11 protein-coding genes are annotated in these 15,082 nt (G+C 63.7%); 5 read left to right on the forward strand and 6 right to left on the reverse strand.

The features are described from left to right. The 6 genes from AC1DKY_RS12325 to AC1DKY_RS12350 form a co-directional block, all read right to left on the reverse strand. Positions 1–1,389, reverse strand: coding sequence for an APC family permease (locus AC1DKY_RS12325; RefSeq protein WP_441603616.1), 1,389 nt, complete (start codon positions 1,387–1,389; stop codon positions 1–3). A gap of 140 nt (positions 1,390–1,529) precedes the next feature. After that, complete coding sequence (locus tag AC1DKY_RS12330) at positions 1,530–4,733, reverse strand: TonB-dependent receptor (RefSeq protein WP_441603617.1); 3,204 nt, start codon at positions 4,731–4,733, stop codon at positions 1,530–1,532. Positions 4,734–4,923: 190 nt separating this feature from the next. After that, entirely contained in the window at positions 4,924–7,260 is a 2,337-nt protein-coding gene (locus tag AC1DKY_RS12335; protein ID WP_441603618.1) for a beta-N-acetylhexosaminidase, read from the reverse strand. Next, complete coding sequence (locus AC1DKY_RS12340; protein ID WP_441603619.1) at positions 7,257–8,312, reverse strand: glucokinase; 1,056 nt, start codon at positions 8,310–8,312, stop codon at positions 7,257–7,259. The genes AC1DKY_RS12335 and AC1DKY_RS12340 overlap by 4 nt, the downstream gene beginning before the upstream one ends. 199 nt (positions 8,313–8,511) lie before the next feature. Continuing rightward, complete coding sequence (locus tag AC1DKY_RS12345; protein WP_441603620.1) at positions 8,512–8,961, reverse strand: MarR family winged helix-turn-helix transcriptional regulator; 450 nt, start codon at positions 8,959–8,961, stop codon at positions 8,512–8,514. Then, positions 8,958–10,400 (reverse strand): MFS transporter, encoded by a 1,443-nt coding sequence (locus AC1DKY_RS12350; RefSeq protein WP_441603621.1) that lies wholly within the window; start codon positions 10,398–10,400, stop codon positions 8,958–8,960. Before AC1DKY_RS12350 ends, AC1DKY_RS12345 begins: the two co-directional genes overlap by 4 nt. A 112-nt stretch (positions 10,401–10,512) precedes the next feature. Here AC1DKY_RS12350 and AC1DKY_RS12355 point away from each other — a divergent pair, with 112 nt between their 5' ends. From AC1DKY_RS12355 to tal, 5 genes are all read left to right on the forward strand, one after another. After that, positions 10,513–11,151, forward strand: a complete 639-nt coding sequence (locus AC1DKY_RS12355) for a TetR/AcrR family transcriptional regulator (RefSeq protein ID WP_441603622.1) — start codon at positions 10,513–10,515, stop codon at positions 11,149–11,151. Positions 11,152–11,217: 66 nt separating this feature from the next. Then, positions 11,218–11,703: a RidA family protein gene (locus AC1DKY_RS12360; protein ID WP_441603623.1), complete on the forward strand. Its 486-nt coding sequence runs from the start codon at positions 11,218–11,220 to the stop codon at positions 11,701–11,703. Between the two features lie 140 nt (positions 11,704–11,843). Further along, positions 11,844–13,235 (forward strand): glucose-6-phosphate dehydrogenase, encoded by a 1,392-nt coding sequence (gene zwf / locus AC1DKY_RS12365; protein WP_441603624.1) that lies wholly within the window; start codon positions 11,844–11,846, stop codon positions 13,233–13,235. Beyond that, positions 13,229–13,957: an HAD family hydrolase gene (locus AC1DKY_RS12370; RefSeq protein WP_441603625.1), complete on the forward strand. Its 729-nt coding sequence runs from the start codon at positions 13,229–13,231 to the stop codon at positions 13,955–13,957. The genes zwf and AC1DKY_RS12370 overlap by 7 nt, the downstream gene beginning before the upstream one ends. A 3-nt stretch (positions 13,958–13,960) precedes the next feature. Further along, a complete protein-coding gene (tal, locus tag AC1DKY_RS12375; RefSeq protein WP_441603626.1) occupies positions 13,961–15,043 on the forward strand; it encodes a transaldolase in 1,083 nt (360 codons plus the stop codon). Positions 15,044–15,082: the final 39 nt, after the last annotated feature.

The raw sequence follows: 15,082 nt of genomic DNA on the forward strand, positions 1-15,082 counted from the left end.
TCAAGGTTTCCCAAGATAGGTTTCGCGTATTTCCACCGGCGCAAATGGCCAGGATTGATTGAGTCGCGCCCAGATCGCAAACACCACCAGGCCGGCGACGATCCACACGCCGGAGAGGATCAGCGAAAGAGTGGAGGCAGAGAGGTACACATAGATCCACCCGAACAGCGCGATGATGCAGGGCACGGGATAGAGCCATTGCTTGTACGGGCGTTCGAGATTTGGCTGGCGCTTGCGCAGCACGATCAGCGCGGCGATCTGCGCGAAGGACTGCACAATGATGATCGCAGTCAGCAGCATATTGATGACCTCGGTGAGGTCGAAGAACGTGCCGATCGCCGTGACCACGCCCATCGTCAGGAGCGCGACGTGCGGGAAGCCGTGTTTTGCATGCAGTCGTGCGAACACGGACAGGAACACCTTGTCCCGCGCCGCCTCGAACGGCACGCGTGAGCCGCCGAGCAGGCCGGTGAATACCGAGGCAAACGCAGTCACGATGATCAGTACGGTCATCACGGCGGCGGCCAGATGGCCCCAGCTGCGTTCCACCACCAGCGAGGCCACCGACTTGGACTGCGCGATCTCCTGCCACGGCGCCACGCCAAGCACGCTGATATTGAGCAGCAGGTAGACCACCATCATCGCGATCACCGAGATGATGATGGAGCGGGGCATGGTGCGGCCCGGATCGCGCAACTCATCGCCGATATAGGCGGTGGTGTTGTAGCCCAGATAATCGTAGATGCCGATGATCAGTCCCGCGCCCAGGCCCACGAAGAAGTGGCCGCCGAACGCATCGGCAGGGAAGTCGAACGCGTAACTCGCATGGAAGTGCGAGAAGCCCGCCGCGGTCACGCCGACCACCGACACCAGCATGATCACCCACAGCGCGATGGTGATCGCACGCACCGACTCGATGCGGCGATAGAGCATCCACGTGACCAGCGCGGTGGCTGCCACGCCGATCAGATGCACCGGCCACCAGCCCAGGTTTGGAAAGAAGAAGCCCAGATATTCCGCCATGCCGATGATGCCGGTGGACATCAACAAGGGAATGGCCAGCAGCATGGTCCAGATAAACAGGAACGGCATCAGTTTGCCGGTGCGGTACTGGAACGCCTCGCGCAGGTAGACATAGGTGCCGCCGGAACCGGGCATGGCGGCGCCGAGTTCGGCCCACACCAGCCCATCGGCCATCGCCAGGATGGCGCCGACGATCCAGCCAATGATGGCCTGCGGGCCGCCCATGGTGGCGACCATGATGGGAATGGTGATGAACGGCCCGATGCCGCACATCTGGGTCATGTTGATTGCCGTTCCCGAGAACACGCCGATGGAGCGATGGAAGGCGTTGTCGCGAACGGACTTGGGCGCGCTGGAATCCTGCATGCTTGCCTTGTGGAAACGGAGTGGCGAACGGGGCGACGGTGAAGCCACCCGGAAGAACGAACCTGTAGCTATGACATGAGGCCCTGCAGCGATCCCACTCCCGCGAGGGCAGGAGTGGGATCGTCGTCATGCCGCTTCCCTTACCACTGGCCTCGCACGCCCAGCATGAAACTGCGCTCGGAGAACGTCGAGTGGCCGGGCTGGTCGGGCCACACCAGGTAGTACTTCTGATACTCGTTGGTGAGGTTGGTACCGTCCAGGAACACTTCGGCGTACTTGCTGAACTTGTACGAGATCGATGCATCCAGGTACTTCTGTGGCGCCTCGTACATTTCCAGGCCGGTGATGCCGCCCACGCTGTCCATCACCGCGCGCCGCGAACGGTAGTTGTAGGCAAGGCGCGCCTGGAAATGATCGTCCTGATACCACAGGATGAAGTTGCCAGACTTGGTGGAGTTGTCCTGGAACGGGATCTTCTTGCCGGCCAGATCCGTTTCGCCCGAGTTGCTGGGCGCATACGTGGCATTGATTTCCATACCCGTCTTCGACAGGAAGCTCGGCAGGAACGTGAAGCCCTGGCGGTAGTCGAACTCGGCGCCGTGGATGGAGTTGCCCGTACCCTGCACTGGCTGGGTGATCACGATGCAGTGATCGCGCACCACGCCGTCTTCGTCGGGCAGCGTGCAGTTGGTCACGCTGCCGTTCTTGATGAAGCTGTCCACGTTGATGCGGAACAGCGCCAGGCTGAGCATGCTGGTTTCGTTGATGTAGTACTCGGCCGAAGCGCCGAAGTTGGTGGAGCGCCACGGGTTGAGATTGGGATTGCCGGTGGACGTGCCGTTGGCTACGCGGAAGATCGGCCCTTGCGGCGTTTCTGCCAGCGAGTAGTTGAGCTGAAGGCCACCGCCCCAGGTGCTCAGGTCCAGCGGCATCATGTTCTTGGAGTAGGCCAGTCGAACCTTGAAGCTGTCGGTCACGTCCAGCGCGAAGTTGGCCGAGGGCAGCACGTCCTGGTAGCTGCGCTTGGTCGTCGCCGTTCCCACATCTTCCGGTTCGTCGCCGTAGGCGCCCGGATCGCCGCTGAGGTGCTGGGTCACATCGAGGTTGGTGTGGATCAGGCGCACGCCGATGTTGCCGCTGTATGGCATGTCCCAGATCGTGCCGTTGAAATCGCCCTGCAGGTAGCCCGACAGCTCCTTCAAGCGCACCGCCCAGGTGGTGCCGGGCTCAGCCACCTGCTGGGTGCCCGGATAGAGCGAGTTCCAATAGGCGATGGGGTTGACCATCGCATTGGGGTCGATCGCCCAGAAGTTGATGCCCGAGCCAAGCAGGTTGTTGTACTGCTTGAAGTTGTTGGCCAGCGGCGCGGCGGTGTTGGGCATCGATATCGCCGACAGCGGACCTGCGCGGAAATAGCCCTGGTCATTGCCGGCGGTACACGAGCCGCTGTTCAACACCACGTCGGCGCCGACGTAGCGCACCAGGCATCCCGCGGGATCGCTGGCGCCCATGCCGGCGTAGACCGGCGCCTCCAGCGTCCAGCCTTCGTTGTCGGCGCTGCGGATGCTGTTGCGGATGCCGAATTCCAGTTTGAAGCCGTCCTGGAAATCGTACTTGCCGTCGAAGCGCAAGGCGTTGAGCGCAACCTTTCGGTCGTAATCGCCCGACGATTCCAGTGTCTTCATCGTCCAGTCGGCAGGGTTGGCAAAGTTGCTGGCCAGCGACGGCGGCACATCGATCTTGATATAGCGGCCATTGAAGTTGGCGATGATCGGTATGGTGTTTTGCGGAATCCCGTTGGCGTTGAACACGCGGTTGCCGCCCAACTGCGCGGGATAGACCATGGTGCCCGGCGGCACGGAGTCGGGATCCACGCCGTCCATCAACACGTTGGGCCAGAGCGCGCCGTCAGAGTCGGAGATATTGACGTCCGATTCCTGGAACGACTGCGAGGCCGTGTCGCGGATACCGCGCACGCTCGCCGTAAACGGGCCGCCGTTGTCGTAATCCAGCTGCAGGTTCAGGTTTCTTGCAACGGAACTCTTCTGGATGATCTGCGAGTAAGACTCCACGTCACCGGGCCACTTTTCGTACTGCTGCGTGGTGTAGTACTGCGAACCTTCCCAGCCCGGCTCCGGCGTGCCGTACGAGCCCAGCGCGGGCGCTCCGGTATTGCGCGACTGCAGCGGAACGTACGTGGCGCCTTGCCAGTTGGTGGAGTTGAACTGGATGCCGACGTTGCGGTCGTACTCGCGCTGCGACGAATAGAAGTAGTCGGCCGTGCCGGTGAAGCCGCTGCCGAAGTCAAACTGGAACGACGCGTTGCCCGACTTGCGCTTGCGCTGGGTGATGATGTCGTTGAGGCCGATGTCCTGGCTGCCCATGAATACGCCGTTGGACTTCCCGTCGCCGTTGACGTCCACGCTGCCGTCGGCGTTCTGCACGATCTTGGACGGAATCGGTGCCCCGTTCCACGGCGTCAGGAAGCCGTTGTAGCCGCCGGCACTGGCCGCGTTCTCGCCGTTGAGCACCACGCCGTACTGGTCCAGGCCTTCGGTGGCATTCATGCGGCGCGTGTTGGAGAAGTCGCCGGAGATCAGCAGGCCCCAGTGACCATCGTCGTTGTACGAAATGAGGCCGTTGGCTTCAGGCCCCGTGTGTTGGGTGGTGCTGCCGCGTTCGCCATTGGCCGAATAGCTGTAAGTAAAGCCGCTGGGGAGATCCCACGGCCGGTACGTATGCAGATCGATGGCGCCGCTGATGCCGCCGTCGGTGGTGCTGGCCGTCGGGGATTTGATCACGTCCACGCCGTGGAACAAGGTCGACGGCAGCATGGTGAAGTCAGGCTGCTGCGAGTCGATCTGGTCGGCTGTAATGAATACTTCGCCGTTCAACATGGTGCCGACCTGCGGCAGGCCGCGCACGTCCACTGAGGTACCCACGCCCGCATCGCGGTTGATCTGCACGCCGGTGACGCGCTGCAGCGAGTCGGTGATGGTGGTGTCGGGCAGGGCGCCGATGTTCTCCGCGGTGATGCTGTCCTGAATGTTCGCGGCATCGCGTTTCAGGTCGATCGCGCGCATCTGCGAGGCACGTACGCCTGACACATTTACGGCCGACAGGTTGACCGCGTTCTTCTGCGCGTCAGTGCCGTCGGCTTTCCTGGCGTCGGTTTTCTTGGCGTCAGGCGACGGCGGCGGCGTCTGCGTGGTCGTGGTCTGCGCAGCCTGGCCGTCCTGCTGGAGATCGACGAAGGTCGAGGCTGCAGCTGACGTCGACACGACGGCGAACAGCGACACGGTGATGGCAAATGACAATGGATGTTTGCGAAGTACGGTGGACATGGGCGTTGACCTCGTTGGTGTTGCCTGTCGAACCTCGGTTGCTCCGTGGTATTTCAAAATGCGCGTAGCCCGGCGGTGCCTGCGGGTACGCACGCCGTCGTGATGCCATCTTTCGTTGTCCCCGACTTTGGCTCCCCAGCCAAAGCCAATGCTCAGTGCTACGGCACGGGGCGGATGCCCCGCTTACTGCTCACTTCGAAAACGCGATACGCGCCAGCGCCCACTGTCCATCGCGTGGATCGCCGGTGGCGAAAACGCATACGTTGCGAACGCCGGCCCCCGCCGGCGTGGCAAGCTTTTCATCAAGACGAACTTGTCCGGTTGCCTGCGCCGCGCTCTGCAGCGGCAGGCGAGCCAACAGCGGACCCGTGCACGTGTCGGCATGGATCTCGATTTCACCCGCGGCGCTGATCTTCTGGCGCATCACCGCGTCTTTGGCCTCATCGCCGAAACGCCAGCTGATGCGCTCGACGATGAGCGAGACCTGCTTGGCGCCAGCCAGCGGCGCTTGTGGCCATAGCCAGCACGCGTTGCCGATATCGACGGAATAGACCGGCCTTGTTCCCTGCGCCGGCTTGCTGCCGTCGAGGCGCGAGGCCGGCTGCCTGGAACAGGTGGCGAGCGCGCTGCCGTCGCGGCTCAGCAGGGTGGATGCATCCAGCGCCTGCGCGCGCGGCGCGGCAAGTTCGAAGCCGTCCGCCGCGAAGGTTGCGGCGCGCAGGTTCGTGTTTGCCGGCAGTGTGAGTGGTTTCGCATAGGCTGCGGATTGAGCGGTCGGGTCGGAGCCGTCCGTCGTGTAACGGATCGTGCCGAACTGCACCTGATTGGACAGCTCGACGCGGAATGCGCCGTTGGCCGCGGCGGTCACCTGGAAAGCAGGTGCAAATGCGCTGTCGGCATACGCAATGCCGAGCGCGCGATAACGCGCCAGTTCTGCCGGCAGGCGCTGCAGAAAGCTGTTCCAGTCGTGCGTGCTTGCGGGCGACCAGCCCAGTTCCGCCAACGCGGCGATGCGTGGGAAGATGGCATGTTGGTCGTGGGCGAAGGTGGGCATCTGCTCAGCCCACAGGCTCACCTGCACACCGATGATGCGCTTCGCCTCAGTCGCGCTCGCGCCCTTCGGAATCACGATCGTGTCATAGGCCTGCCGCAACGTTGCTGCGGGAGGCGGACCCGGCCATTCATCAGGCAGATCGGACTGAACATGATCGAGGTACAGCGATTCCTGCGGCGTCATGATCACGTTGTGACCTTGCCGGATGGCCGTAAGCGCCACGCGTTCGTTGTGATCGCCATGCCATGACATCACCACTTCCGAGGCCGGCAGCTTCTCGCCGGTGGCCAGCTGGTCATCCCAGCCGACCGGCGTGCGCCCGTGCTCGACCAGATGCGCGGCGACCTGCTGGATAAACCAGCCCTGCAGCTGGTCCATGTTCGCCAGGCCCAGCTTGTGCATCTGCGCGCGCACTTCGGGCGATGCGTTCCACTGCTGCTTGTCCGCTTCGTCGCCACCGATGGAGATGTAGCGCGAAGGGAACAGCTGCATGACCTCGTCGAGCACGTCATCGACAAACTGCAGGGTCTTTGCATCGGGCTTGAGCAGCCACGGGCTGACGCCCCAGTCGGTCCACACGTCCGGTCGCTTGCCGGTGACGCCTAGCCACGGATACGTCGCGACGGCAGCCTGCGAATGGCCGGGCAGGTCGATTTCCGGCACCACATCGACAAAGCGTTCGGCGGCGTAGCGCACGATCTCGCGCGCCTGGTCCTGCGTGTAGTAGCCGCAGTAGGGCTGCTCGGCGGAGCCGGTCAATTCGCTGTCGAGGCCCACGGCTTTGCGGCAGGCGCCGATTTTGGTGAGCTCGGGATACTTGGTGATTTCCAGGCGCCAGCCCTGGTCTTCGGTGAAGTGCCACAGCAACACGTTCAACTTGTGCAGCGACATCCAGTCGATCAGCTGCTTGATCTCGGCCACGCTCTGGTAGTGCCGCCCCGAGTCGAGCAGCAGGGCGCGCCAGGCGAAGCGCGGGTGATCGTCGATCACGCCGCTGGCCACTTTGACCGGGGCGCCACGCGCCCATCCCGATGGCGTCAGCAATTGACCCAGGGTGACACTGCCGTAAAACGCGCCGCGCGCCGTTCGTGACGTGACCACGATGCCGCCGTTGTCCACGGTGATGCGGTAACCGGATTCGTCGGCAACATCGGCATGCGGATTCACATCGAATGCGATCGCGGGATGCGCTGCGTCCGACGTCGCCATGCGCAGGTGCAATCCGTTGGTTGCGGCCACCTGTTGCAGGAAGCGATCGGCGATGGACTGCACTTGTTGCCGTTCTTCACCGCGCACCAGCACCACGGCACCATCGGCGATGTCCACCGCGCCCGAGCCTGCAGGGCTGGCCTTCGCCGGCTGCGGCAACAATGACCAGCTGGAAACGACAGGCGCGGCGACGGCCGCGCTCATTGCCGCCATCCATGCGATGGCCAGGCAGCAGAGGATGTTCGCCGTCGCGACGCGGCTCATGCGCCACCACCTGTCGCAGCCCGCCGCGGAGCTGCGGCGTCCGACATGCCACGCCTGAGGTACCACTGGGCCGCGCCATGCACGCCATGGTGGCCGTGCTCGGTGACCCACACCGGTACTTGCGACAGCAGCGCACGCGCACTGCGGCCGTGCAGGAATCGTTCCTCGAACGCGCTGCGCTTGAGCAGCTCGAAGATGGACGACAGGAAGCCGCCGGCCAGATACACGCCGCCGCTGGCCATGAAGGCCATCGCCAGATTGCCGGCAAAACTGCCCAGCGAGGCACAGAAAATCTCCACCGCCTCCACCGCTTGTGCGTCGCTGTGCGCAAGCGCCGCGGTGGTGATGGCCTCGGGTGCAGCCAGCGTCGGCGCCACGCCATCCAAGGTGCACAAGGCGACGTAGAGCGACAGCAGGCCCGGGCCAGACACGATGTGTTCAAACGGCACATAGCCGCCTTCTGGCGCCAGCGTCGCGAGCACCTCGCGCTCGCGCACCGCGTTCGGCGCGAAATCCATCTGGCCGGCTTCTGTCGCCAGCACCAGGCCGCCGACCGGGCCGGGAACATGCACCGCCGCGCCAAGGCCGGTGCCCGGTCCGATCACCAGGGTCGTTCCGCTGGCGTGCGCGTCGGGCCCGCACAGATGGCGGCCGCCTTCGGCGAGCGAACCATCGAGCGCATAGGCCAGGGCTTCGAAGTCGTTGAGTACGGCCACCTCGTCCAGGCCCAGGGCCTGATGCAGCTGGGTCAGGTGGATGGGCCAGGGCAGGTTGTCGTTGACCACCTCGTTGCCCATGATCTGGCCCGCGCAAGCGAGCACGCAGTGCTTGACCGGGGCATGCACCTCGGCGTCGACAAAGGCTTGCAGCAGGTCTGACAGCACGGGGAAGTCCGCGCAGGCATAGACGCGGTAGGCGAGCGTCTCCACCCCGCGAATGCCGCCCGGACCGGCGCGCATCAGCGCGACACGCGCATGCGTGCCGCCGATATCGGCCGCCAGAAACGGCACCGCCGGTATCCCCGCCAGTCGATCCGTATGCTCGTTTGCCACGTCCAGCCGCCCCTCGCAGTGGAACTGTTATCAGCCTGTAACGTAATTGACACCGGTGTCAAGCGGTGGCGCAGCATGGTGGGAAAAATGCCTGGAGGCATGCTGGAGGGGTGGGAAACGGCGTTGCTGGCGCGGCACGCAGGGAGTTGGCAGGACGCGGCGGAGGGTTGATGAGCTCAGCCGGACTAGCTGAAAAACGCTAGCTTTCGCTGCGATTGAGCCGTTCCAGAATGCGCCGCAAATGAGCCAGGTCAGTCTTGGAAAGTTGCTGGAATCCCGCGGGAGCATCGTCCTGCACGGTGCGGTTGACCAGCTCCACAACCTGTTTTCCGGCGCGCGTGATCGACACCAGTTTTGCCCGGCGATTCTCGGGGTGAGGGTGGCGTTCGACGAGGCCGCGATCTTCCAGATCGTTCACCGCCACGGTGGCGGCCGGCGCATCCATGCCGGTGTCATCCGCGATCTGGCGCAAGGTCATCGGAGCATCCACCAGCCGCCACAGGATGCGGATGCGGCTGAAAGGGAGTCCGCTGATCTCGCTCACCTTGCGGCGCCACTCGCCACGCACGCCGCGCGTTTCCCACACCATGCCAACCATCAGCTGCCAGACGGCGTCGGCTTCGGTAGGGCTGTTGGTGGGTCGGATCATGCAGCGGCTCCGGCAGGGGCTTCTTCCAGCAAGTGGGCCGCGTGGCGCGTCGTGTCGTGCGCCCAGCGCGTGTTCGACAGCCAGGCCAGAAGCAGCACGGTGAAACCCGCGCCCGTGATCAGCCACCAGAAGGGATGCGTGGCCTCGGCGAAGCCCTGGTGCACATGCATCCCCAGGATCGTACCCGCGAGTGCCACGCCCAGCGATGCACCCACTTGCCTGCTGGTGGAAGCCACGGCCGCAGCGAGACCGGATTGCGCCTTGGGCATGCCGGACACAGCCGTGTTGGTGATGGGCGCATTGACCATGCCGAAACCGATGCCAAAGATCACATAGGTCAACAACAACACCGCTATCGGCGTGGTGGCGGTGAGCTGGGTCATCATCAGCGCACTGATCACGGTGGCCGCGCCGGAAACGAGCAGTGAGGGACGCGTGCCATACGTGCCCACCAGCCGGCCGGACAGCGGAGAGCACAGTACTGTCGCCAGCGCGAGCGGCAGCGTGCACAAACCGGTATGGAAGGCCGATAGTCCACGCACTTCCTGCAGGTACAGCGCATTGAGAAACAGGAAGCCGGAGAACGCGGAAAAACTGCATACGGCGATCAAGGTGGCGCTGCTGAAAGGAGCACTGCGAAAGAAGCGCACGTCGATCAGCGGTTCGTGGCGTCGCGGTTCGTAGACCAGCAAGGCGATCAGCGACAACGCGGCCGCGGCGAACAGGCCAACGATGGTGGTTGAGCCCCAACCCTCATGCGGGCCTTCGATCACGGCATAAGTCACCGTGGCCAGGATGGTGAACACCAGCAGCTGTCCCACCGGATCGACGCGACGCGGACGAGGCGCCCTGGATTCCGGGATATAGCGCGACGCCAGCACCATCGCCGCGGCGCCCACCGGCAGGTTCACCCAGAAGATCGAGCGCCAGCCAATGGTTTCCGTCAGCGCGCCGCCGATCACCGGACCCAGTGCCATCGAGATGCCGGCAACCGCACCCCAGATGCCGATGGCGCGTGCGCGCGCCTTGGGTTCGTGGAAGGTATTGGCGATGATCGACATGGCGACCGGATTGAGCATCGTGGCGCCCAGGGCCTGCACGATGCGAAACGCGACCAGGCCGTGGATATCCGGCGCAACACTGCACAGCAGCGAGCCGAGCACGAACAGCGCCATGCCCGACTGGAATACGCGTCGACGACCGAAGCGATCGGCCATCGAGCCCGCCAGCATCAGCAGACTGGCCACCACCATGGTGTAGGCATCGATCACCCATTGCAGACCCGAGACCGACGCGCCCAAGTCGCGCCGGATCGCGGGCAGGGCGACGTTTACGATGGTGGCGTCCATCGCCACCATCAGCAGGCTGAGGCAACAGATGGCGAGGATCAGGTTGGGGTGGGTCTGCGCACGCCGTGCGTCGTTGATGGTTGTATTCATGCAACTATTGTGAGTTAACAATGGTTGACGGTCAATCCAGGGTTTTTGCCGGTGCTTGCGTTTGCTTCATCAGGTGATCAAGATATTCATCAATAGATGAATTAGGTGCCTTATGGCCAAGCCGAAGGCCTCAGCGCGCGGTGCGGGACGCCCCAGGGTGGACAACCCGGAATTGCGCGAACACCTGCTGGATGTCGCGTTGAAAAGCTTTGCCGCCTCCGGCGTGACGGCGACGTCCGTGCGTTCCATCGCCGCCGATGCCGGCGTCAACGCGGCCTTGCTCAGCTACTACTTCGGCAACAAGGCCGAGGTGGTCGAGGCCGTATTCGATGAGCGCATCGCCCCGGTGTTGTCGCAGTTTTTCCTGCATCTGTTTGGGGTAGAGGGCGATATCCAGCAATTCGCGGCCGCCTTCGTGACCGGCATCGGCGAACTGGTCGAGGCCCATCCCTGGTATCCCGCGCTCTGGGTGCGGGAAGTCCTCTGCGAGGGCGGTGCGCTGCGCGAGTTGGCGGTGGCCCGATTGTCGGCGGCAGCACCACTGGTCACCACGCGTTTTGTCGACGCGCAGCGCGATGGCGAGCTCAATCCCGCGCTCGATCCCACCGAGATGGTGATGACGCTGCTGGGCCTGACCCTGGTTCCGGCAGCAGGCGCGCCATTGTGGCAGGCGACCTCCGGCGCGCCTGCGGCTTCCACGGCGCGGCGCACCCAGCATGTGCTGTCGTTGCTGCAGCGAGGGTTGTCCTGAGGCGGATCGTGCATTCGTTATAGGATCGGATGCTTCAGCTGATACGGCACCGTCACAGAGAACGCCATGAGCGAGATCGAAGATCGTCTGGCCAGCTTGGGCCTGAGCCTGCCGCCGCCGTTTGAAGTGCCGAGCGGCCTGAGCCTGCCGTTCCAATTCGTGCAGGTGCACGGCACGCGCGTGCTGATTTCCGGCCACGGTCCGCAAGGCGCGGATGGTCAGATGACGGGCCCATTCGGCAAGCTGGGCAGCGAGCTTTCGGTGAGTGAGGGCTATCAGGCGGCGCGACTGGTGGCGCTCTCCATCCTGGCCAGTCTCAAACGCAGCATCGGCGATCTGGACCGCGTCCAGCAGTGGCATCGGGTGCTTGGCATGGTCAACTCCGCGCCCGGATTCATCCAGCAGCCGCAGGTCATCAATGGCTTCTCCGACCTGATCCTCGCCTTGTATGGAGCGGAGGGTGGCGCGCATACGCGCAGCGCCGTCGGCATGGCCGAGCTTCCGTTCAATATCCCGGTGGAAATCGAGGGTGAGCTATCGCTGCATCCTTGAGGCGCAAGAACCCGCGGGCGACATCACATCAATCGCATGTCGTCCATGCCTGAATTTAACGCGCCGTGCGTCAGGGTGGGGATCCTGCCCAGGGCGCCGACCGCCGTGGGCTCCTGAGGCTTTGGGAGTCGGCAAGTCACATGAGTGGTTCGCGTTCGGATGCGTTCGTATTTTTTGGTGCCACGGGCGACCTCGCTTACAAGATGATCTTTCCGGCGCTGCAGGCGTTGGTCCAGGCGGGCGAGATGGACATGCCCATCATCGGCGTGGCGTATGGACACTACACGCTGGAGCAATTGCGCGACCGCGCAAAAGACAGCTTGCAGCAGCACGGCCACTTCGACGCAGCGGCGTTCGAAAAGCTTTCGGCCAGGCTGCAATACATCGACGGCGACTACCAGGACCCATCGACGTACGCCCGCCTGAAGCAGGCCTTGGGCGAGGCCATGCACCCGATTCATTACATGGCGATACCGCCAACCATGTTCGATACCGTAGTGCAGGGCCTGGCGAGCTCAGGCTGCGCCGAGAATGCGCGCATCGTCATCGAGAAGCCGTTCGGCCGCGACCTGGCTTCGGCCAGACGATTGAACCTGACGCTGCATGAGGTCTTTCCCGAAGCCAGCATCTTTCGGATCGATCACTACCTGGGCAAGGAGGCGGTGCAGAATCTGCTGTACTTCCGCTTTGCCAATGCCTTCCTGGAACCGGTGTGGAATCGCACGTACATCGACAACGTGCAGATCACCATGGCGGAGAACTTCGGCATCCAGGGCCGCGGCAGTTTCTATGACGAAGCCGGTGCCTTGCGCGACGTCGTGCAGAACCATCTGCTGCAGGTGACCGCGCTGCTGGCGATGGAAGCGCCGGTGGGGCACGAGGCGGCTGCGATGCGCTCGGAGAAGCAGCGGCTCTTTCAGGCGATGCGGCCGCTCGATCCTGCCCAGGTGGTACGCGGCCAGTTCCGCGGCTATCGCGACGAAAAGGGCGTGGCAGCCGACTCTCAGGTGGAAACCTACGCGGCGCTGCGCCTGCATATCGATACCTGGCGCTGGTCGGGCGTGCCGTTCTATATCCGCGCCGGCAAGTGCCTGCCGGTGACGGCGTGCGAAGTCATGGTCACCTTGAAGCAGCCGCCGCTGGCCGTGTTCGACGGCTCGCCCGTGCAGAACTCCAACTACTTCCGCTTTCGCCTCAGCCCCGACGTCGTCATCTCCACCGGTGCCCGCGTGAAGCGGGCCGGCGAAGCAATGCGCGGTGAACCGGTCGAGCTGGTCGCGCGCCATCGCTCAGTGCACGAGCAATCGGCCTACCAGCGCCTGCTGGGTGACGCGATGCGCGGCGACGGCTCGCAGTTCACCAGCGATGCCAGCGTGGAGGCGGCATGGGCCGTCGTCGATCCCGTGCTCGATCACACCGACCCGGTGCACGAATATGCGCCCGGCAGCTGGGGCCCGGCCGCAGCCAATACGCTGACCGCCGACGACGGCGGTTGGCATGATCCCAAACCGGAGGAAACACGTCCGTGCTGACTGCTACATCACTGGTGTTCTTGCTTGACGTCGACAACACCTTGCTCGACAACGACGGCTTTGCCGCCGATCTCACCGCACGGCTCGATCGCGATTTTGGCGCGATGGAGCGCGAGCGCTATTGGTCCATCTACAACAAGCTGCGCGACGAGCTCGGCTTTGCCGATTATCTGGGCGCGCTGCAGCAATTCCGGCTGGGCCATGAGTACCACCCGGGCCTGGTGCCGCTCTCCAACTTCCTGCTCGACTATCCGTTCGCCGAGAAGGTGTTTCCCGGCGCGCTGGACGCACTCGCACACATGGGCACCCTGGGCTCGACAGTGATCCTGTCCGATGGCGACATCGTCTTCCAGCCGCGCAAGATCGCGCACTCCGGCCTGGGGGCGGCGGTGGAGGGCAGGGTGCTGGTGTATGTGCACAAGGAGCGCATGACTGAAGCCATCCAGCGCGCGTTTCCGGCCACGCATTATGTGATGGTCGACGACAAGCCGCAGCTGCTGGCGGCGATGAAGCGCATTTTTGGCGCGCATATCACCACCATCTTCGTGAACCAGGGGCATTACGCGCGCGAAGCGGAGCATCTGGTGATCGATCCCATGCCCGACAAGACCGTGATGCACATTGCCGATCTGGTCAGCCTGACCTCGTCCGATTTTCCCATGGGCGAGCCCGCCGGCCAGACTCGTCTTGAACAGGCGCCGCACGCCGCAGCACCGGACTGAATCATGAAAGCCACCGCACAACTGCACGCCCTCGGCCAGAGCCTCTGGCTGGACAACATCACCCGCGACATCCTCGACAACGGTACCTTGCGCCGCTACATCGACGAGTTGTCAGTCACCGGCCTTACCTCCAATCCCTCGATCTTCAATGCCGCGATCGGCGATGGCGATGCCTACGACGACGGCATACGCGAGAAGGCACGCAACGGTGCAGCTGGCGAAAGCCTGTTCGTCGAGTTGGCGCTGGAAGATCTTCGTCGCGCCGCGGATCTGTTCCAGCCCGTGTTCCAGTCCAGCCAGCATGTCGACGGGTGGGTATCGATGGAGGTGTCGCCTTTGCTGGCCTTCGATACGCAGGCCAGCATCCAGGCGGCGCGGGACATCTTCAAAAAGGCCGATCGGCCCAATCTCTTCGTGAAGATACCCGGCACGCCGGAAGGCATCCCGGCGATCGAGGAAGCGATCTTTGCAGGCATACCGATCAATGTGACCTTGCTGTTTTCTCGCGATCAGTATCTGGCTGCGGCAGAGGCTTACCTGCGCGGCGTCGAGCGTCGCATCGAAGCTGGGTTGGATCCTCATGTTGGCTCGGTGGCTTCGCTGTTCGTGAGCCGCTGGGATGTTGCGGTGAAGGACAAGGTTCCGCAGGATTTGCGCAACACATTGGGCATAGCGGTAGGCAAGCAGACCTATCGCGCCTATCGCGAGCTGTTGGCCTCGTCGCGCTGGCAGAAGCTCGCCCAAGCGGGCGCGCGTCCGCAGCGTCTGCTATGGGCGAGCACGGGAACCAAGGATCCCAGCGTGTCCGACACGCTCTACATCGAGGCACTGGCAGCACCGGATACGGTCGACACCATGCCCGAGAAAACCCTGTGGGCCTTCGCCACGCATGGCGCAGTGACGGGCGTGTTGCCCGAGCATGGCGGGGACGCGGACGTCATTCTCAAGCGTTTTGCCGATGCCGGTATCGATCTCGACGCGCTGGCAAAACAGCTGCAGCAGGAAGGCGCGGCGGCCTTCGTAACGTCGTGGAAGCAATTGCTCCAGCGCATCACCGACAAGAGCGCACAGTTGGCCAAGGCATAAGTCCACGCGCTGTTTCAGCAGTCTGGTACGCACTCCCAC

This window comes from Dyella sp. 01N448, assembly GCF_056399225.1.

Bases quoted from the DNA above. Each gene is read 5' to 3' on its own strand.
- zwf (WP_441603624.1), top strand. From the start codon at position 11,844: ATGAGTGGTTCGCGTTCGGATGCGTTCGTATTTTTTGGTGCCACGGGC.
- tal (WP_441603626.1), top strand. From the start codon at position 13,961: ATGAAAGCCACCGCACAACTGCACGCCCTCGGCCAGAGCCTCTGGCTG.
- AC1DKY_RS12335 (WP_441603618.1), bottom strand. From the start codon at position 7,260: ATGAGCCGCGTCGCGACGGCGAACATCCTCTGCTGCCTGGCCATCGCA.
- AC1DKY_RS12330 (WP_441603617.1), bottom strand. From the start codon at position 4,733: ATGTCCACCGTACTTCGCAAACATCCATTGTCATTTGCCATCACCGTG.
- AC1DKY_RS12355 (WP_441603622.1), top strand. From the start codon at position 10,513: ATGGCCAAGCCGAAGGCCTCAGCGCGCGGTGCGGGACGCCCCAGGGTG.
- AC1DKY_RS12350 (WP_441603621.1), bottom strand. From the start codon at position 10,400: ATGAATACAACCATCAACGACGCACGGCGTGCGCAGACCCACCCCAAC.
- AC1DKY_RS12345 (WP_441603620.1), bottom strand. From the start codon at position 8,961: ATGATCCGACCCACCAACAGCCCTACCGAAGCCGACGCCGTCTGGCAG.
- AC1DKY_RS12360 (WP_441603623.1), top strand. From the start codon at position 11,218: ATGAGCGAGATCGAAGATCGTCTGGCCAGCTTGGGCCTGAGCCTGCCG.
- AC1DKY_RS12325 (WP_441603616.1), bottom strand. From the start codon at position 1,389: ATGCAGGATTCCAGCGCGCCCAAGTCCGTTCGCGACAACGCCTTCCAT.